The sequence below is a fragment of the Streptomyces sp. C1-1 genome (assembly GCF_050214755.1).
Taxonomy (GTDB): domain Bacteria; phylum Actinomycetota; class Actinomycetes; order Streptomycetales; family Streptomycetaceae; genus Streptomyces.
On sequence record NZ_CP189826.1, the window covers coordinates 9041509 to 9060598 of the forward strand.

The 19090-nt window shown below is 72.2% G+C and carries 18 protein-coding genes; 10 read left to right on the forward strand and 8 right to left on the reverse strand.

The features are described 5' to 3' along the window. Positions 1 to 87 precede the first annotated feature (87 nt). The 10 genes from ACQF4J_RS41110 to ACQF4J_RS41155 all read left to right on the forward strand — a co-directional run bounded on the left by ACQF4J_RS41110 (position 88) and on the right by ACQF4J_RS41155 (position 9822). Positions 88 to 768 (forward strand): DUF4956 domain-containing protein, encoded by a 681-nt coding sequence (locus ACQF4J_RS41110; RefSeq protein WP_351580571.1) that lies wholly within the window; start codon positions 88 to 90, stop codon positions 766 to 768. Next, positions 765 to 1586: a polyphosphate polymerase domain-containing protein gene (locus tag ACQF4J_RS41115; protein ID WP_427168077.1), complete on the forward strand. Its 822-nt coding sequence runs from the start codon at positions 765 to 767 to the stop codon at positions 1584 to 1586. The genes ACQF4J_RS41110 and ACQF4J_RS41115 overlap by 4 nt, the downstream gene beginning before the upstream one ends. Then, on the forward strand, positions 1583 to 2431 hold the full coding sequence (locus tag ACQF4J_RS41120; protein ID WP_427168078.1) for a phosphatase PAP2 family protein: 849 nt from the start codon (positions 1583 to 1585) through the stop codon (positions 2429 to 2431). The genes ACQF4J_RS41115 and ACQF4J_RS41120 overlap by 4 nt, the downstream gene beginning before the upstream one ends. 237 nt (positions 2432 to 2668) lie before the next feature. Beyond that, a complete protein-coding gene (locus ACQF4J_RS41125; RefSeq protein WP_427168079.1) occupies positions 2669 to 3949 on the forward strand; it encodes a GAF domain-containing protein in 1281 nt (426 codons plus the stop codon). A 44-nt stretch (positions 3950 to 3993) separates the two neighbouring features. Then, positions 3994 to 5514: an aldehyde dehydrogenase family protein gene (locus ACQF4J_RS41130; protein WP_427168080.1), complete on the forward strand. Its 1521-nt coding sequence runs from the start codon at positions 3994 to 3996 to the stop codon at positions 5512 to 5514. 15 nt (positions 5515 to 5529) lie between these two features. After that, positions 5530 to 5898 carry a DUF779 domain-containing protein gene (locus ACQF4J_RS41135; RefSeq protein ID WP_427168081.1) on the forward strand — a complete coding sequence of 123 codons (369 nt, stop codon included), beginning with the start codon at positions 5530 to 5532 and terminating at the stop codon, positions 5896 to 5898. 11 nt (positions 5899 to 5909) lie between these two features. Then, entirely contained in the window at positions 5910 to 6923 is a 1014-nt protein-coding gene (locus tag ACQF4J_RS41140; protein WP_427168082.1) for a zinc-dependent alcohol dehydrogenase, read from the forward strand. Positions 6924 to 6965: 42 nt separating this feature from the next. After that, positions 6966 to 8099 (forward strand): NAD(P) transhydrogenase subunit alpha, encoded by a 1134-nt coding sequence (locus ACQF4J_RS41145; RefSeq protein ID WP_427168083.1) that lies wholly within the window; start codon positions 6966 to 6968, stop codon positions 8097 to 8099. Then, positions 8096 to 8401 carry an NAD(P) transhydrogenase subunit alpha gene (locus tag ACQF4J_RS41150; RefSeq protein WP_351567136.1) on the forward strand — a complete coding sequence of 102 codons (306 nt, stop codon included), beginning with the start codon at positions 8096 to 8098 and terminating at the stop codon, positions 8399 to 8401. The genes ACQF4J_RS41145 and ACQF4J_RS41150 overlap by 4 nt, the downstream gene beginning before the upstream one ends. A gap of 5 nt (positions 8402 to 8406) precedes the next feature. Beyond that, the gene (locus ACQF4J_RS41155; RefSeq protein ID WP_351567173.1) at positions 8407 to 9822 is read left to right on the forward strand and encodes an NAD(P)(+) transhydrogenase (Re/Si-specific) subunit beta; all 1416 of its coding nucleotides are present in this window, start codon (positions 8407 to 8409) and stop codon (positions 9820 to 9822) included. Positions 9823 to 9875: 53 nt separating this feature from the next. On the opposite strand, the gene ACQF4J_RS41160 is transcribed toward ACQF4J_RS41155, so the two are convergent. The 8 genes from ACQF4J_RS41160 to ACQF4J_RS41195 form a co-directional block, all read right to left on the reverse strand. Then, the gene (locus ACQF4J_RS41160; protein ID WP_351567134.1) at positions 9876 to 10904 is read right to left on the reverse strand and encodes a 2Fe-2S iron-sulfur cluster binding domain-containing protein; all 1029 of its coding nucleotides are present in this window, start codon (positions 10902 to 10904) and stop codon (positions 9876 to 9878) included. Then, positions 10901 to 12568: a hydroxylamine reductase gene (hcp, locus tag ACQF4J_RS41165; protein ID WP_351567132.1), complete on the reverse strand. Its 1668-nt coding sequence runs from the start codon at positions 12566 to 12568 to the stop codon at positions 10901 to 10903. The genes ACQF4J_RS41160 and hcp overlap by 4 nt, the downstream gene beginning before the upstream one ends. A 101-nt stretch (positions 12569 to 12669) precedes the next feature. Next, positions 12670 to 13359 (reverse strand): Crp/Fnr family transcriptional regulator, encoded by a 690-nt coding sequence (locus tag ACQF4J_RS41170; protein WP_427168084.1) that lies wholly within the window; start codon positions 13357 to 13359, stop codon positions 12670 to 12672. Further along, positions 13356 to 14993: an NAD(P)-binding protein gene (locus ACQF4J_RS41175; RefSeq protein WP_351802881.1), complete on the reverse strand. Its 1638-nt coding sequence runs from the start codon at positions 14991 to 14993 to the stop codon at positions 13356 to 13358. The genes ACQF4J_RS41170 and ACQF4J_RS41175 overlap by 4 nt, the downstream gene beginning before the upstream one ends. Next, on the reverse strand, positions 14990 to 16000 hold the full coding sequence (locus tag ACQF4J_RS41180; RefSeq protein ID WP_351567123.1) for a thiamine pyrophosphate-dependent enzyme: 1011 nt from the start codon (positions 15998 to 16000) through the stop codon (positions 14990 to 14992). The genes ACQF4J_RS41175 and ACQF4J_RS41180 overlap by 4 nt, the downstream gene beginning before the upstream one ends. After that, a complete protein-coding gene (porA, locus tag ACQF4J_RS41185; protein WP_351802883.1) occupies positions 15997 to 17238 on the reverse strand; it encodes a pyruvate ferredoxin oxidoreductase in 1242 nt (413 codons plus the stop codon). Before porA ends, ACQF4J_RS41180 begins: the two co-directional genes overlap by 4 nt. Beyond that, positions 17222 to 17812, reverse strand: coding sequence for a 2-oxoacid:acceptor oxidoreductase family protein (locus ACQF4J_RS41190; protein ID WP_351567117.1), 591 nt, complete (start codon positions 17810 to 17812; stop codon positions 17222 to 17224). The genes porA and ACQF4J_RS41190 overlap by 17 nt, the downstream gene beginning before the upstream one ends. 374 nt (positions 17813 to 18186) lie before the next feature. Further along, on the reverse strand, positions 18187 to 18780 hold the full coding sequence (locus tag ACQF4J_RS41195; protein WP_351567115.1) for a hypothetical protein: 594 nt from the start codon (positions 18778 to 18780) through the stop codon (positions 18187 to 18189). Positions 18781 to 19090: the final 310 nt, after the last annotated feature.

Genomic DNA, 19090 nt, shown 5'->3' on the forward strand with positions numbered 1-19090 from the left:
GTGACATCCCTACCGTCCTTCACGTCGCGGTGCCCCGCGGGCCGCGACCGGTCCGCCGTCCGCCGTGCCGCGACGGAAGGGACAGCCATGCACACAGCGGTCACGGTGCTCGCCGCCAAGGGCATCACCGACCACATCGCCCCCGCGGACCTGCTGACCCGCGGCGGCCTCGACATCGTCGCCCTGCTGGTCCTGGTCGGCCTGCTGCACCGCCGCCGCCCCAGCGCACCGGCCATGCCGCTGGTCCTGGCCGCGCTGAACGTCGGCCTGTTCGCCGCGATGACCACGATCAGCGCCGGCAAGTTCCCGGCCGGAGTCGGCTTCGGGCTGTTCGGCGTCCTCTCCCTGGTGCGGCTGCGCAGCGCGGCGTTCACCCTGCGCGATGTCGCCTACACCTTCGTCAGCCTGGTCGTCGCCCTGTGCGCCGGGCTGCCGCAGCGGCAGGTCTGGCTCGTCGTCGCCCTGGTCGCGGCGGTACTGGTCGCCGTGCTGGTGGTCGACGACCCGAGGCGGTACGAGCCGCCGACGACGGCGGTGAAGTTCACCCTCGACCGGATCTACCCCGAGCCGGAGCTCATCGCCCAGGACGTGGCGCTCCGCTTCGGCCGGACCCCGCTGTCCGTGCTCGTCGAGGAGGTCGACTACGTACGCGAGACGACCCGGGTCCTGGCCCGCTACCCCGCAGCGCCGCACGCGCTGCCGGCCGCCGATGCCGGCCCCTACGAGCCGCCCACCGTCGGCCCGCGCGAGCAGGTGACGGCGTCATGATCTCCGCGTCCTCCTTCGCGGCCGGTCTGGGGCTGTCCGCCCTGCGGGGTGCGACGCTGGCCGAGGTCGACGCGGCGGCGGCCCTGCAGCACCGCACCGACCGCAAGTACCTCGTCCCGCTCGACCAGGCACACGCCTTCGTCCGCCTGCTCGCCGACAGTCATCACGTCCTGGACCTCGCGGGGCGCCGCACGACGAGCTACGTCAGCGTCTACTTCGACACCCCTCGACTGGCCGCCTGGCACGCCCACGTCCAGGGCCGGCGCCGCCGCTGGAAGGTCCGCACCCGCCTGTACGCCGAGGACGGCCTGTGCCGGGTGGAGGTCAAGACCAAGGACGGCCGCGGCGCCACGCTCAAGCACGCCCTGCGGATCCCGGCCGTCGACCACGGCGAACTCCCCGCCGACGCCGCCGAGTTCGTCGAGCGGACCCTGAACGGTGCCGGTATCCCGGTCACCGCCGGGGAACTGGCCCCCGCCGCGGAGGTCCGTTACCTCCGCGCCGCCCTCGCCGACCTCCACCACGGCACCCGCGTGACCCTCGACGCCGCCCTGACCTTCCGGCACGGCGACCGCACCGCCGCCCTCGGCCCCGGCCGCGTGCTCGTCGAGACCAAGGGCGGCACCAGGCCCGCCCCGGCCGACCGGCTGCTGCTGCGCCTGGGCGGCCGACCCGTCTCCCTCAGCAAGTACGTCCTCGGCCGCTCCCTGCTCACCCCCGGCCTGCCCGACAACGACGTACGCCGCCTCGTCCGCGACCACTTCACCACCGCGGGGACGAGCACCGGACCGCTCCTCGAAAGGACCCCCGCCGCATGAACCCCCTGCGCGGCATCACCTGGCCCTACGCCGTCATCGCGCTGCTCGCGGTCGCCGCGGCCGCCTTCGGCCTGCTGCACCCGGCCGCCGCCTCGACCTCGTCGAAGAAGAAGCCCGGAGCGACGGCACTGATCAAGCAGAACCCGCCGCCCACCCTCTTCACCGACGCCCGGATCGCCGCGATCGGCAAGCAGGCGAGGGACGAGCGCAAGAAGGCCGACGCACTCTTCGCGCAGTGGAAGGCCGCACACGGCACCACCCGCGACGACACGGCGTTCGCCGCCTGGGCGGCACGCCAGGTCCCGGCACCACCGTCGGCCCAGCGACGCACCGCCGAACTCCACCAGGTCCAGGCCCTCGCCAGGACCCGTACCGCGGCGGGGGAGAAGGCGGCGTCCTGGCTGGAGCTCTACGGCAAGAAGGATATCTGGAAGCTGTACCTCCACGACCGGCGTGAACTGATTCCCGCCGCGCAGGGCACGGCTGAGAAGGCCGAACTCAAGTCGGCCCTGAAGCTGGCCAAGACGATCAGTGACCGGCTGGCGGCCAAGGACGCACAGCCCGCCCCGTTCGTCCTGGACCCGAGCCTGCGCCCGGACAAGCACATCGAACCCGGCGCCAAGGGCCCCTACTCCTACCCCTCCCGCCACGCCGCCCGCTCCGCCGCCGCCGTCACCCTCCTCAGCGCGCTCTCCCCGCACCGCGCCGCGGACTACGAGTGGATGCGGGCCGAGGTCCTCTACTCCCGCCTCTACATGGCCGGCCACGTCTCCTCCGACCTCGTCGCCGGCACCCTGCTGGGCGACCTGATCGGCGACTACGAACTCGCCGTCGCCGGCGGCTAGCACCTCCCGCGCACGTGGGGACCAGCGGCCGCCCGGCATGACCGGGTGGCCCCTGCCCGCGGGCCCTGCGCCGGACCAGGCTGAGAGGCGGAACGCGAAGGGACAGCCCCGTCGCGGCCATGTGCCCGGACGGGGTCCGAGCGGCCCTGCCCCGGGGCCCTTCGGCCTCTGCAGGCCGCGCGGCGCACGCCCGAGGCTGGGGTGACCCGACCGGGAGGAAGCCATGCGGGAGGTGCCATGGACGCTTCCACCGCCGCCTCGCTCTCCGCGTCGCGCACCGCGCACGAGCGGTTCGTCACCTCCCCCGGCACGGCACGGGGAACCCGCGGCCTGGTGGCCGAGTCCTGGCGGCGCTGCGCGCAGTGCGCGGTCCGCCCCGACGGCAGCCGGCTGCCGTCGCTGCTGAGGACCACGGAGGAACTGCGCGCCTATCGCGCCACCCACCCGCTCGCCGTCGCGCTGCCCATGCTCCGCGAGGTGCTGGGCACCGGGGCCGCCGACGACGGGCACGTGTTCGCCGTCGGCGACGCCGACGGAACCCTGCTGTGGGTCGAGGGCGACACCAAGGCCGTCGGGCGCGCCGAACGCATGCACTTCGTGGAGGGCGCCGGCTGGTCCGAGCGGCAGGCCGGCACCAACGCCCCCGGAACCGCGCTGGAGTTGGGGCGCGCCGTGCAGATCGTGACGGGCGAGCACTACAGCGCCGCCGTGCACGGCTGGTCCTGTGCCGCCGCCCCCGTCCGCGATCCGCGCACCGGCCGCGTCGTGGGCGTCGTCGACCTGTCCGGCGGGCCGACCATCGCCACCCCGCCGGCCCTCGCGGCGGTGCGGGCCGCCGCACTGGCCGCCGAGGCCGAACTCGCCTCCCTGCGAACGCCGCAGGGGGACCCGCTGCGCCTGTACGCGCTGGGCCGGGACAGCGTCCTGCTGCAGGAGACCGGACGCATGCACCGGCTCAGCCCCCGGCACAGCGAGATCGTCCTCGCGCTCGCGCTCGCCGGCCACGGCGTGAGCGGCGAACGGCTCGCGGTGGACCTGTCGGAGCGCGAGGTGCCCGCCTCCACCCTGCGGGCCGAACTGACGCGACTGCGCGCCGTGCTGGGACCCGAACTGCTCGGCTCACGGCCGTACGCCCTGCTGCGCCCCGTACGCACCGACTTCGGCGACGTGGCGGAGCTCCTCGCCGAGGGCCGGGTGGCCGAAGCCCTCGCCCGCTACCCCGGTCCGCTGCTGCCCCGCTCCGACGCACCGGTGATCGTGGAGCAACGCCGCTGTCTGGAACAGCAGTTGCGCGGCGCCGTCCTGGCCAGCCGGGACCCCGGGCTGCTGCGCCGCTGGGTCGACGCCGGCTGGGGCGGCGACGACGCCCCCGCCTGGTCGGCGCTCGCCCACACCCTGCCGGGCGGCTCCCCGCAGCGCGCGGCGGCGGCCGCCAGGGCCCGCGCCCTCGGCCTGGAGAGCGGGGTGATCCCGCAGCTCAGGCGGCATGCAGCGGTATTGCAGCGTCCCCGCTCCTAGCGTGTCGAGCATCAGCGGATCGTCGTCATCGAAAGGGGACGGTCATGAAGTACGAGTCTCCGGGCAAGCCCGGCAGCCCGGTCGACGTGGCGCCACGCTACGAGAACTTCATCGGAGGCAAGTGGCAGGCGCCCACCACGGATCAGTACTCGGCCAACCTGTGCCCGGCCACCGCCAAGCCCATCTGTGAGATCCCGCGCTCGGGGGCCGCCGACATCGAACTCGCCCTCGACGCCGCCCATGCCGCCAAGGACAAGTGGGGCGAGGCCTCCACGGCCGAGCGGGCCGCGGTACTGAACAAGGTCGCCGACGCCATCGACGCCCACCGCGAGGAACTCGCGGTCGCCGAGAGCTGGGACAACGGCAAGCCGGTCCGCGAGACGCTGGCCGCCGACATCCCCCTCGCCGCCGACCACTTCCGCTACTTCGCGGCCGCGATCCGCGCCGAGGAGAGCGAGATCACCGAGATCGACAAGAACCTGATCGCCTACCACTTCCACGAGCCACTGGGCGTGGTCGGCCAGATCATCCCGTTCAACTTCCCGCTGCTGATGGCCGCGTGGAAGCTCGCCCCGGCGCTCGCCGCAGGCAACGCCACCGTCATCAAGCCGGCCTCGCCCACCCCGTGGTCGATCCTGAAGCTGATGGAGGTCGTCGGAGACCTGCTCCCGGCGGGCGTCCTCAACGTCGTCAACGGACCCGGCGCCGAGATCGGCAAGGCCCTCGCGACCAGCAAGCGCATCGCCAAGGTCGCCTTCACCGGCGAGACCGTCACCGGCCGCCTGATCATGCAGTACGCGGCGGAGAACATCATCCCGGTCACCCTGGAGCTGGGCGGCAAGTCGCCGAACATCTTCTTCAACGACGTGGCCGCCCACGACGACGACTTCCTGAACAAGGCCGTCGAGGGACTCGTCCTGTACGCGTTCAACAAGGGCGAGGTCTGCACCTGCCCCTCCCGCGCGCTCATCCAGGAGGACATCTACGAGGAGTTCATGGGCCGCTGCCTGGAGCGCATCCGCGCCATCAAGCAGGGCGACCCGCTCGACACCGACACCATGATGGGCCCCCAGGTCTCCAAGCAGCAGGTCGAGAAGATCGCCTCCTACGTGGACATCGGCCTGAAGGAGGGCGCCGAACTGCTGGTCGGCGGCCACCGGCCCACTCTCGGCGGCGAGTTGAAGGACGGCTACTTCTTCGAGCCGACCGTCCTCAAGGGCCACAACAGGATGCGCGTCTTCCAGGAGGAGATCTTCGGGCCCGTCCTCGCCGTCACCACCTTCAAGGACGAGGCGGAGGCCCTGGAGATCGCCAACGACACGCTGTACGGCCTCGGCGCCGGCGTGTGGAGCCGCGACACCTCCCGCACCTACCGGATGGGCCGCGCGATCAAGGCCGGCCGCGTCTGGACCAACTGCTACCACCAGTACCCCGCGGGTGCCGCGTTCGGTGGCTACAAGATCTCCGGCATCGGCCGCGAGACCCACAAGATGATGCTCGAGCACTACAGCCAGACCAAGAACCTCCTGGTCAGCTACAGCGACAAGCCGCTCGGGCTGTTCTAGGAGGAGGACGGCGACATGTCCGAGAAGGCGCAGAACGGCACCGTCGGGCGCGTCACCGCCACACCCGCGGCGCGCAGGGCGATCGCGGCCCTGTGCGCCGCCCACGGCGGGCCGGTGATGTTCGTCCAGTCGGGCGGCTGCTGCGACGGCAGCGACCCCATGTGCTTCGAGGGCGGCGAATTCGCCCTGGGAGCCGGCGACATGCTCATCGGCGTCGTCGACGGCTGCACCTTCCACATGGACGCCGACCAGTACCAGGCGCTCGGCCGCCCCCTGTTCGTCCTCGACGTCGAAGAGGGCACGCCGGGCGGATTCTCCCTCGCAGCCGGGGACGGGCTGCACTTCGTGACCCGGGTCGAGGCGCCCGGAGAACAGACCAGTTGAGGAGCAGATCGATGAAGGCAGCAGTCGTCACCGACTTCGGCAAGCCCCTGGAGATCCAGGACCTGCCCGTCCCCGAGCCCGGACCCGGCCAGGTGCTCGTGAAGATGGAGGCCTCCGGCCTCTGCCACACCGACATCCACGCGGCGCACGGCGACTGGCCGGTCAAGCCCCGGCCGCCGTTCATCCCCGGCCACGAGGGCATCGGCCCCGTCACCGCCGTCGGCGCCGGCGTCCCCGCCGACCTCGTCGGCAAGCGGGTCGCCGTGCCGTGGCTCGGCTCGTCCTGCGGCACCTGCCGCTACTGCGTCTCCGGCTGGGAGACCCTGTGCGAGTCCCAGGTCAACTCCGGCTACAGCGTGGACGGTTGCTACGCCGAGTACGCCGTCGCCGACGCGAGCGGGATCGTCCACGTGCCCGACGGTGTCAGCTCCTTCGACGCCGCGCCCCTGACCTGCGCCGGCGTCACCACCTACAAGGCGATCAAGGTCGCCCGCGTGGTCCCCGCCGAACGGGTCGCCGTCTTCGGCATCGGCGGCCTCGGCCACCTCGCCCTGCAGTACGCGCGTCTCGTCGGCGGCCTGGTCACCGCCGTCGACCTGGAACCCGACAAGCTGGGCCTGGCCCACCGGCTCGGCGCCGACGAGATCGTCAACGCCCGCACCCACGACCCGGTCGAGGAGATCAAGAAGGCCGGCGGCGCGGACGTCGCCGTCGTGCTCGCCGCCGCCCCCAAGGCCTTCGAGCAGGCGTTCAGGTCGCTCAACCGCGGCGGACGCCTCGTCATGGTCGCCCTGCCCGCCGACAACGCGGCGATCAACGTGCCCATCTTCGAGACCGTCCTCGGCGGCATCTCCGTCATAGGCTCGATAGTGGGCACGCGCCAGGACCTGGCCGAGGTCTTCGCCCTGCACGCCGCCGGCCGCACCCAGGTCATCGCCGAGACCCGGCGCCTGGACCAGGTCAACGACTCCTTCGACGAGGTCCTCGGCGGACGGGCCGAAGCCCGGCTCGTCTTCGAGTTCTGAGGCCCGGGAGACCCCCGCGGCCCCGGAGAGAGGCAGCAGATCATGCCAAACGTCACCGTAGGTGCCGTACGGGAGCGGGCGCCCGGCGAACGCCGTGTCGCCCTCGTCCCCGAGGCGGTCACCCTGCTCACCCGGGCCGGCATCGACGTCCTGGTCGAGACCGGGGCCGGCTCCGGCGCCTGGTTCACCGACGCCGACTACACCGAGGCGGGCGCCGGCGTCGTACCGGCGGACGAGCTGTACGCACGCGCGGACGCCGTGCTGTGCGTGGGCCCGCCGGACGCCGAGACCGCACGGTCGCTGCGCGCCGGACAGACCCTGATCGGCCTGCTCGAGCCGCTGCGCCACCCCGCCCTCGTGCAGGAGCTGGCCGAGCGCGGAGTGCGCACGGTGAGCCTCGATCTGCTGCCGCGCACCCTCAGCCGCGCCCAGTCCATGGACGCGCTGACCTCCCAGGCCAATGTCGCCGGCTACAAGGCGGCCGTCCTCGCGGCCGACTCCTACGACCGGTTCTTCCCGATGCTGACCACCGCGGCGGGCACCATGCGTCCCGCGCAGGTCCTCGTCCTGGGGGCCGGGGTGGCCGGGCTGCAGGCGATCGCCACAGCCCGCCGCCTCGGCGCCGTCGTCACGGCGTACGACGTACGTCCCGAGTCCAGAGGGGAGGTGGAGTCGCTGGGCGCCCGGTTCCTGGACATCCAGAGCCAGGCACCAGGGGAACCGGGCGCCGGACAGGGCGGCTACGCACGGGAGCTGACCGAGGAGGAGCAGCGGGCCCAGCGCGCGGCACTGGACGCGCACATCGCCCGTACCGACATCGTCATCACCACCGCCCAGGTCCCCGGCCGAAAGCCGCCGCTGCTGGTCACCGCGGCCGCGGTGCGGGGCATGAAACCCGGCTCGGTGGTCGTCGACCTCGCCGCCAGCGACCTCGGCGGCAACGTCGAGGGATCCGAACCCGACAAGACGGACGTCCTCGACAACGGCGTCACCGTCATCGGCGCAGGCCGGCTGCCGTCCGCCATGGCGACCGCGGCCTCCACGGCCTACGCCCGCAACCTCGTCGCGCTCCTGCGCCACCTCGTGCGCGACGGCGAACTGGTCCTCGACCCGGCCGACGAGATCACGGCCGCGCTCCTGGGCGAAGCGGCACCGAAGGGAGGCGCGACCTCATGAACGAGCTCGATCTCCTCACCGCGATCACCGTCTTCGTGCTGAGCGTCCTGGTCGGCGTCGAGGTCATCAGCAAGGTTCCCGCGACCCTGCACACCCCGCTGATGTCCGGCTCGAACTCCGTGCACGGCATCGTCGTCATCGGCGCGATGCTGATCGCCGCCGAGTCGCACACCTGGCTCGGCTACGTCCTCGCCTTCGTGGCCATGGTGTTCGGCGCGATGAACGTCGTCGGCGGATACGTCGTCACCGACCGGATGCTGGAGATGTTCAAGGCCAGGCCCAGTGAGAAGAAGGACGTGTGAGCGCCATGGACACCGTCTCCAACGCCGTCCACTACATCTTCCTGGCCACCGCGGCCTGCTTCGTGCTCGGCCTGCACCTGATGAACCACCCGCGCACCGCCCGCCGCGGCAACGCGATCTCCGCCGGCGCGATGGCCGTCGCGATCGCCGCCACCGTGTGGCTCGTGATCCACGAGGGCACGATCACCACGACCGGCTGGCTGGTGCTCGTCTCCGGCGGCCTGATCGGCGCCGCGCTCGGCCTGTACGCCGCGCGCGAGGTCAAGATGACCGCCATGCCCCAACTGGTCAGCCTGTTCAACGCCGTCGGCGGCGGGGCGGCCGCCCTCATCGCGGTCAACGACCTGCTCCAGGCCGACCACCCGGCCGCCCTCGGCGCCCGCGTCTCCCTGCCGGGCGCCCTGGACATCGTCATCGGCGCGGTCACCTTCTCCGGATCGCTGATCGCGGCCGGCAAGCTCCAGGGGGTCGTCTCCGGCGCGCCGGTCGTCTTCCCGGGAGCACGGCTGCTCAACGTGCTGCTGCCGGCCTCCTTCGTCGCCGGCACCGTCTGGCTGGTGCTGTCGCCCGACTCCCTCGGCGCCCTCTACGGGCTGGTGGCCGTCGCCCTGCTGTTCGGCGTGACGATGGTGCTGCCCATCGGCGGCGCGGACATGCCGGTCGTCATCGCCCTGCTGAACGCCTTCACCGGATCCGCGGTCGCGATGGCCGGCTTCGTCCTGAACGAGACCGCGCTGATCATCGCGGGCATGCTGGTCAGCTCCTCCGGCGGCATCCTCACCAAGCTGATGGCCGACGCCATGAACCGGTCGATCGCCAACATCGTGGTCGGCGGCTTCGGCACCGGGGACGGCGCTCCCGCGGCCGTCGCCGGAGGCACACCGGCCCAGGTGCGGCCGGTCTCCGCTGACGACGTCGCGATCCAGCTGGCGTACGCGAGCAAGGTCATCTTCGTCCCGGGCTACGGCCTCGCCGCCGCGCAGGCCCAGCACGAACTCGGCGACCTGGCCAAGCTGCTCTCCGACAACGGCGTCGACGTCAGCTACGCCGTCCACCCGGTCGCCGGCCGCATGCCGGGGCACATGAACGTGCTGCTGGCCGAGGCCAACGTCCCCTACACCCAGCTCAAGGAGATGGACGACGTCAACCCCGAGTTCCCGCAGGCCGACGTCGCGCTCGTGATCGGCGCCAACGACGTCACCAACCCGATCGCCCGCAAGCCCGGCAACGCGATCTCGGGCATGCCGATCCTGGACGTCGACAAGGCCAAGAGCATCGTGGTCATCAAGCGCTCGATGGGGCACGGCTACGCGGGCATCGACAACGAGCTCTACACCGACCCCAAGACCGGGATGTTCTTCACCGACGCGAAGAAGGGACTGAGCGAACTGAAGTCGGCGGTCGGCGAGTTCGTCGGCTGAGCAGCACAGGGCAGTGCCCCCGCGGTCACCCGCGGGGGCACTCGCGCGTCCGCTCACGTCGGCAGGAACCGTTCCCGGAACACCCTCTCCGGGGCGACACCCGCGGCGAGCGCGGCGGCCGCCACGCCCTCCACCAGCGGCGGCGGCCCGCACACGTACACGTCCGGGCCTTCCCCGGCCGTCCGCAGCGCCTCGGCGACCCGCTCGGCGGGCGTGCCGGCCGCGCCCCGCCATCCGGTACCGGGCCGCCACACGCACACCTCGTAGGCGAACGACGGCAACTCTGCGGCGACTTCCTTCAGCTGTTCCTCGGCGAAGACGTCCGTCTCCTCGTTCACGCCGAGGAAGAACCGGGCGGGCTGCGGCTCCTGCCACTCCGCCATCTGCCGGGCCATCGACAGCAGCGGCGCCAGACCCGTGCCGCCGGCCACGAACCAGCGCGGCCTGAGCCCCGTCTCGCGCAGCCCGAACGCGCCCTGCGGGCCGTGCACGGTCAGCCGGTCGCCTATCCGGGCGTCGCGCAGGTACCCGGAGAACAGGCCGCCGGGCCGCAGCCGCACGAACAGCTCCACCCGGCCGTCCCAGTTGCCGGTGTTGGCGAGCGAGTAGGCCCGCCGCTCGTCCCGTCCCGGTACCTGCACCTCGACGAACTGCCCGGCGTCGAACTGGAATCCGGCGCCCTGCTCCTCGTCCTCGTCCAGCATCAGCTCCAGCCGTACGGTGTCCCGCGCCACCGTCTCCAGCGCGGTGACCGTGCCCTCGCGCACGGGGATGCCGCCGTACAGGACGCGCGAGTCGCCGTACGGCAGGGCGGCGCTCAGCGGGCCGCGCGGGTAGGTGCGGCACAGCAGCACACCCCCGGCGTCGCGTTCGGCGGGCGGCAGCGCGTCGGGTGAACACGCGCCGAGGTCGTACCGGCCGTCGGTGACGTCCGCCCGGCAGGAGCCGCAGGTGCCCTGGCGGCACGCGGCGGGCAGGGCGGCCCCCCACTGCGCGGCGGCCTCCAGGACGCTCTGCCCGTCGCCGCAGTCGAACTCCAGCCGCCGGCCGTCGGATGTGGTCAGGCCGACCGGCGCGGTCATGCCCCGGCCCCGTGCAGCGCGGCCGCGACGTCGGTCGCGGGGTCGCCGATGACACGCAGCCCGAACCGGTCGACGAGCGCGGCGACCAGAGTGGGCGTCAGATACGCCGGCAGGGACGGGCCGAGGTGGATGTCGCGCAGGCCCAGCGCGAGCAGGCTCAGCAGCACGGCCACCGCCTTCTGCTCGGTCCAGGACAGCGCGAGGGTGAGCGGCAGGTCGTTCAGGCCGCAGTCGAAGGCGTCGGCCAGTGCGGCGGCGATCCGGATCGCGGAGTGGGTGTCGTTGCACTGCCCCAGGTCCAGCAGCCGGGGGATGCCCTCAATGGTGCCGAAGTCGTGCTGGTTGAAGCGGTACTTGGCGCAGCCGAGAGTGAGCACGACCGTGTCGTCCGGCGCGCCGAGGGCGAAGTCGCGGTAGTAGTCGCGGCCGACCGTGGGGCCGTCGCAGCCGCCCACCAGGAAGAAGTGCCGTATGGCGCCCTTCTTCACCGCGCCCACGACGTCGTCGGCGACGGACAGCAGCGCGTCCCGTCCGAATCCCACGGTGATGAACCGTTCCTCGCCGTCCTCGCGGAAGCCGGGCATCGCCTTCGCGGCCTGAACGACGGCGGAGAAGTCGCCGTCGGCGAGGTGCCGCACGCCCGGCCAGCCGACCGGCCCGGTGGTGAAGATCCGTCGGCGGTAGGCGGGAAAGGGCTCGATGATGCAGTTCGACGTCATGAGGATCGGGCCGGGGAACTTGGTGAACTCGCGCTGCTGGTCCTGCCAGGCGCCGCCGTAGTTGCCGGCCAGGTGCGGGTATCGCTTGAGCAGGGGGTAGGCGTGCGCGGGCAGCATCTCGCCGTGCGTGTAGACGTTGATGCCGGTGCCCTCGGTCTGCTCCAGCACGGCCGCCAGGTCGCGCAGGTCGTGTCCGCTGACCAGGATCGCCTTGCCCGCGACGGGCGTCGTGCGCACCGCGGTCGGCTGCTGGGCGCCGAACGTGCCGGTGTTGGCGGCGTCCAGCAGTTCCATCACCGACAGGTTCAGCCGGCCCAGACCGACCGCCCGCTCCAGCAACTCGCCCGTGTCGGCCGGATCGCCCGCCAGGTACGCCAGCGCGTCCTCGACCCCGGCGAAGACCTCCTCGCTGTGCCGGCCCAGGACATGGGCGTGATGGGCGTAGGCGCAGATGCCCTTGAGGGCGTACAGGTGCAGCGAGCGAAGGCCGACGACGTCCGGGCCGACCAGGGCGAGACCGGCGTCGACGCGGAAGGCGGGTGCCTGCTGAAGCAGTCCCGCCAGGTCCGGCGCTGGCTGCCAGTCGGCCGGGCCGGCCGGGTGCTCCGGTTCCAGCCCGCGCCCGCGTGCCGCCGCCTCGTAGCGGGCCCGCACCCGGTCGCGTACGGCCGCGGCCTCCTGGAGGAGGGCGACGAGGCGGGTCGGGTTGAAGTTCACGTTGGTGAGCGTGGTGAACACCGCGTACAGGATGAACCCGGCCGCCTCGTCGTCGCCGGCGCCGAGGACGCGGGCCCGGCTCGCGTACTGCGCGATGCCCTTCACCGAATGGATCAGCAGGTCCTGTACGTCGGAAGTGGCCTCGTCCTTGCCGCAGTTGCCGAGCGGACCCGCGCAACCGGCCCTCTCGCCCGTGCGGTCGGTCTGCTCGCACTGGTAACAGAACATGCGTCTACTCCTTCGGAGGTGTCGCTCACTACGGAACGTGACGTTAGGCGCGGGGCACGACGGATTCCTTGACGTGGGTCAAGGGGGTTGCGTGACGGGGGTCACCGCCAGTCCAGGCGGGCCGCCAGCCGAGGCACGTCGTGCAGGGCCACGCACCGGCCCCGGACGCTGATCAGGCCGTCCGCGGACAGGCTCCGCAGGGTGCGGGAGAGCGTCTCGGGCGTGAGGTTGAGCCGGGAGGCGACGGTCTGCTTGGCGGCGGGCAGCACCACCTCCCGCCCGCCGTCGCCGTCCCCCGCCTCGTGCAGCAGGAACCCGATCACCCGCTGTTCGCTGGTGCGCAGCGAGTACGACTCCACGTCGCGCACCAGGCGCCGCAGTCGTACCGCCATGTTGGCGAGCATGCGGCGGGCGAAGGACGGATCCCGGTCCAGCAGGTCCAGCACCGCCCTGCTGGACACCGACAGCAGCTCCGAGTCGACCAGGGCGGTGGCCGTGACCGGGCAGGTGATCCCGTCGAACACCACCGCCTCGCCGAAGCTCTCGCCGGCGGGCACGATCTCCAGCACCTTCTGCGCGCCGTCGGCCGCGGACACCGTCAGCTGGACCTGGCCGCGCAGGACGAAGAAGAAGCCGCGTACGGGGTCGCCCTGGTGGAAGAGGATCGTGCCCCGGCCCGCCGTCCGGACGTGCGAGCCCGCGGAGACGACGGCGAGCTGTTCCCGCGTGAGCCCGTCGAACAGCGGCACACGCGGGAGCAGTTCGGGCACCGTGAGGGTGCTGTGCGTCATGCGCCGGAGTCCTCCTCCGGCACCATCTCGATGGCCCCGCACGGGCATTCGGCCGCACACAGCCCGCAGCCCTTGCAGTAGTCCAGGTCGATGGCGAAGCCCTTGCCCGGGCCCAGCTTCCTGATGGCGTTGTCCGGGCAGACGCCGTAGCAGTTGTCGCACTCGAAGCAGTTCCCGCAGGACATGCAGCGCCGGGCCTCGAACAGCGCGGTGGACTCGTCGAGTCCCTGCACGACCTCGTCGAACGTCGAGACGCGGCGGGCCAGTTCGAGGCGCGGCCGCACCGAGGCGGGGGCGTCGGAGTAGTACCAGGTGTTGAGCAGGTCGAAGTCCGCCGGGGCGTGCTTGGCGCCCGGATCGTAGCTGCTGCCGCGCAGATACGCGTCGATGTGCCGCGCCGCCTTCTTCCCGTGCCCGATCGCCACCGTCACGGTGCGCTCCGCGGGCACCATGTCACCACCGGCGAAAATGCCCTGATGGCCGGTCATGAGACCGTCGGCGACCTGCACCATGCCGTGGTCCACGGCCAGCTCCGGCACGTCCCGCAGCAGGGACAGGTCCGAGTCCTGGCCCAGCGCCAGCACCACGCTGTCCGCCTCCAGTTCCTCGAACTCTCCGGTGGGCTGCGGGAATCCGGTCTCGTCGAGCTCCATCCGCTCGATGGTCAGCCGGTCCTCGTCGGCGTGCTTGATGGTGGAGAGCCACTTGATGCGCACGCCCTCCTCAAGCGCCTCCTGGACCTCGACGTCGTGCGCGGGCATACGGTCCCGGGTGCGCCGGTAGACCACCACGGCGTCGGTGGCGCCCAGCCGGCGGGCGGTGCGGGCGGCGTCCATGGCGGTGTTGCCGCCGCCGTAGACGGCGACCCTGCGGCCCAGCAGCGGCGGGCCCGCGCCCTCCATGCTGCCGAGCAGCGACACCGCGTCCAGGATGCGTGCGCTGTCCCCGGCGGGAATGTAGGCGCGCTTGCCGATCCCCGCGCCCACGGCCAGGAACACGGCGTCGAAGCCGCCGTCCGCCTGCGCCTCGAGCACGTCGTCGACCTTGGTGCCCAGCTCCAGGGTGACGCCCAGCGCCGTGATCCGGTCGATCTCGGCGTCCAGCACCTCACGCGGCAGCCGGTAGCGCGGGATGCCGTAGCGCATCATGCCGCCGGGCCGGTCCTGCGCCTCGCGGATCGTCACCTCGTGGCCGAGCAGCCGCAGATGGTAGGCGGCCGACAGCCCGGCGGGTCCGGAGCCGATCACCAGCACCCGCTTGCCGCTCGTCGCCGGGGGTGCCTCGACGCTCCAGCCCCGCCTGATCGCCTCGTCGCCCAGGAAGCGCTCGATCGAGTTGATGCCGACGGCGTTGTCGACCTGGACGCGGTTGCAGGCGGTCTCGCAGGGGTGGTAGCAGACCCGGCCCATCACGGCGGGCAGCGGGTTGTCCCGCATCAACTGCCGCCACGCGGACTCGTAGTCGCCGCCCTCCGCGTGGAACAGCCACTGCTGGATGTTCTCGCCGGCGGGACACGCCTGGTTGCACGGCGGCATCCGGTCGACGTACTGGGGACGCTCGGTGCGCCAGGCCCCGGTCCGGTTGGCGAGGCTGGAGCCCACGTCCAGGGTGATCGCGAACGGCTTCTCCTTCACGACGACGCCTCCTCCTGCTCCAGCAGCCCGAACCGGGCGATATTGCGGTCGGCCACCCGCTGCAGACGGGCGATGACATCCGTGCGCGGCTCCGGCTCGAAGAGGTGCGCGTACCGCTTCTGCGGCCGCAGGTACTCCTCCACCGGTAGGCGCCGCCGGATCGGTGTGACGTCGGTGACCACCCCGCCGGTGGCCTCGAACACCGGGAACAGCCCGGTCTGTTCGGCCAGCCGCGCGATGCGCACCGTGTCGTGGGAGGCCGTGCCCCAGCCCAGCGGGCAGGGCACCAGCACGTGCAGATAACGGGCGCCGCGCATCCCCATCGCCCGGTGCACCTTCGCCTCCAGGTCGCGCAGGCCGGCGACGGTGGCCGTGGCGACGTAGGGGATCTCGTGCGCCATCGCGATCAGCGGCAGGTTCTTGCCCTGCCCGAAGGAGGCGCCGGGCTGCTCGCCGACCGCCTGCGTGGTGGCCGTGCGCGCGGTCGGGGGAGTGGCCCCGGAGCGCTGCACGCCGGTGTTCATGTACGCCTCGTTGTCGTAGCAGATGTACAGCACGTCGTCGTTGCGCTCGAACATGCCGGACAGACAGCCCAGGCCGATGTCGACCGTGCCGCCGTCCCCGCCCTGCCCGACCACCCGGATGTCCGTGCGGCCCTTGGCGCGCAGCGCGGCGGCCACACCGGCGGCGACGGCGGGCGCGTTGCCGAACAGGGAGTGCAGCCACGGCAGTTGCCACGACGTCTCCGGATAGGGCGTGGAGAAGACCTCCAGGCAGCCGGTGGCGTTGACGGCGATGACCTTGCCGCCGGCCGCCCGCTGGGCCGCGTCCAGGGCGTAACGGGCGCCGAGCGCCTCGCCGCAGCCCTGGCAGGCGCGGTGGCCGCAGGTCAGCGCGTTGGAGCGGCCCGGGTCGGCCTGGTCGGACTGCGCCTCCGGCCCCAGCAGCCGGTTTCCGGCGGCGAAGCTGCCCACCTGGTAGAACTTGACCTGCGGTGCGGCACTCATCGGTTGCTCCCCACATCGCGCAGGATGTTCTCCGCCGACGGACCCGACCGCCTGGTCTTCGCCATCCGCGCAAGTTCCCGCTCCACCAGTTCGGTGTTGAGGTCGAGGAAGGTCAGCTGCTCCAGCCGTCCGGCGACCGCGTCGTCGAAGAGCCGGTGCAGGGATTCCTTGGTGATCGGCCGCCCGCCGAGCCCGGCGACCACGGTGTGGCCGGCGAGCTGGATCCCGGACAGCGCGGTGCGCACGTTGGCCGACACGATCCCGCCGATGCCGACCGCCAACGCCCGCTCCAGGACCACCACTTGACGGGCACCGCCGAGCACCGTGCGCACCGCCTCCAGCGGGAACGGCCGGAAGGAGGTGATCGCCAGTGCCCCGATCCGCACCCCGCGCTCCCGCATCTCGTCGACGACGTCGCACACGGTGCCGAACACCGAGCCCAGCACCACCACGATCGTCTCGGCGTCCTCACAGGCGTAGGGATGCACCAGCCCGCCCGAGGAGCGCCCGAAGACCTCCCGGAACTCCTCGGCGATGCGCGGGATCGCCTCAAGCGCCTGCATCTGCTTGGCGTGCGCCAGATAGCGCACCTCGGTGAAGGCGTCCGGCCCGACCATCGCGCCGATCGACACCGGCTCGTCGGGGTCCAGCACCTGCCTCGGGTCGTACGGCGGCAGGAACGCGTCGACCTGCGCCTGCTCGGGCACCTCGATGCGCTCCCAGGCGTGGGTGAGCACGAAGCCGTCCATGCACACCATCACGGGCAGCGACAGCTCCTCGGCCAGCCGGAAGGCCTGCGGGTGCAGGTCGGCGGCCTCCTGGTTGTCGCGGGCGTACAGCTGGATCCAGCCGGAGTCGCGCTGGGACATGGTGTCGCTGTGGTCGTTCCAGATGTTGATGGGGGCGCCGATGGCCCGGTTCGCCACCGTCATCACGATGGGCAGGCCCAGACCGGAGGCGTTGTACAGCGCCTCCACCATGTACAGCAGCCCCTGGCTGGCGGTCGCCGTGTAGGTGCGGGCGCCGGCCGCGGAGGCGCCGATGCACATGGACATCGCGGCGAACTCCGACTCGACGTTGACGTACTCGCAGGGCTTGAGCGCACCGGACTTCACCAGGCGGCTGAGCTCCTCCACGATGTGGGTCTGCGGTGAGATGGGGTAGGCGGCGATCACCTCGGGACGGCAGTACGCCACCGTCTCCGCGACCGCGCGCGACCCCTCAGTCTGCTTGAGCACGGACGAGCTCCTCACGCTCGGCGCGGACATGGGCGAAGGCCTCCCGGGCGGCGGCCGCGTTGGCCGCGCCCAGCTCTCCGGAGAAGCGCTCCACGATGGCGGCCGTCAGCGACTCGATCAGCACGCACCCGGTGAGGGCGGCCAGTCCGCCGAGCAGGACGGCGTTGGGCACCGGCCGCCCGAAGTGACGCAGGGCGAGCGCGGTGGCCGGCACGGTCAGGGCGACGGCGTGCGGCACCGTCTCGGCGAGGTCGGCGAGGCCCAGCTCCTCGATCGGGCGCGGCGAGTTGATCAGCACGGCGCCCTCCGGGTTCAGGCCCTCGAAGACGTTGACCTGGTGCAGGAGCGTGGCGTCCTGGACGACCAGGGCGTCGGGCCGCATCACGGGCTCGCGCACCCGGATGGGGCGGTCGTCGATACGGCAGAACGCCATCACCGGTGCGCCCGTGCGCTCCGAGCCGAAGCTCGGGAACGCCTGCGCGTGACGGCCCTCCAGAAACGCCGCCACCGACAACAACTCCGCGGCCGTCACGGCACCCTGCCCGCCGCGACCGTGGATGCGTACCTGGAACACGGCACCCTCCTCCCGGAGCCTTGTCTCCAGTCGTACCTCCGCCCCACCTCGACCTCGCAGGGGCCGAAGGTCCCCGGGCGGGGGCCGAGGGGGCAGGACGTGCCGCGGCTCCCGGGCGGGCGGGATCATGAACCACAGGAGGGGGAGGTCATGCCGGGCCCGAAGGCCGGAGGCCCCATTGCGGAGCCCCGAAGACGGTATCGGGGGAGGGATCAGCCGCCGGCATGTGACGTGCCGGAGCCGGAGTCCGCCTGGGTCGGCCAGTCGTCCCGTGGTTCCGGTACCACTGCCGTGCGGGTGCCGAACCGATCTCTGTCGGAGCCGAGCCGTTCTCCGCCGGCGTCTTCGCACGTGTCGCGCGCCGGGGTGGGCGGCTATCCGGGCCGTTGGGTCCGGTCATTGTGCGCGAGGCCGTCCGGATGCTCCCTCGTGCGCTCTCCGAGGGGCAGAAGCAGTACGCACAGGATGGCCGGGGGACGGTGGATCTGGCCCACCTCCTGCCAGCCCCACGCCTCCAAGGCGGCGCGGGCCGAGCGGTCGGACCGGTCCGGCAAGGTGACCCCGAGGGAGGCTTGATGGTCGTCGAGCAGGCGCTCCTGGAGCCGACGGGCGAGCCCACGGGCGTACTGGTGCGGATGGACGACGGTTTCGAGGATCGCGAAGACGTGTCCGGACGCGGTCAGTTGCTCCAGGTTCTGCGGCAGCGGCCCGCCGAACCCCTGCCACCAGGAGCCGTCACGTGGCACGGGGACTCCGAAGACACACCCGGTCAGGGACCGGGCCTCAGCGACCAGCATGTCGAATCCCGGCCGCTTCACGCCGTCGGCCAGACGGCGCAGGAATTCTTGCCGGCCGCGGAACTCCTCGCCCGGCGGGGTGGTGGTGGACTCGACGTACAGATCCGCCAGGTCCTCTCGCAGGCCCTCGGCCTGCCAGCGGTTCAGCCGGCGCAGCCGCACCGTGTCCATGGCGGACGGCTTCGGACTTTCCGGTTCGTGGGGTTGCCGCGGAGTGCGCATGGGGCGCCTCGGTTCTGGAGACCGGCAGATGGGCGGGAGTGCCATCGTGGACGATGTGCCGTGCGGCGCCGGGGTCTTGGGCGTCTGTGCATCAGCATAGCTCCGGACCGGTGCCGCGCCGGGGCCAGTTGGGGGCACGAAAGGGCGCTCCGAGTGGCCGTCGCTCGCCTCTCCGTGTCCGGGATCGGCCCGGGGTGCGATGCGACACCGCCGCCGCAGCTGCGCGGAGTTGACACGAGACGCGCACACGTAGGCCCTG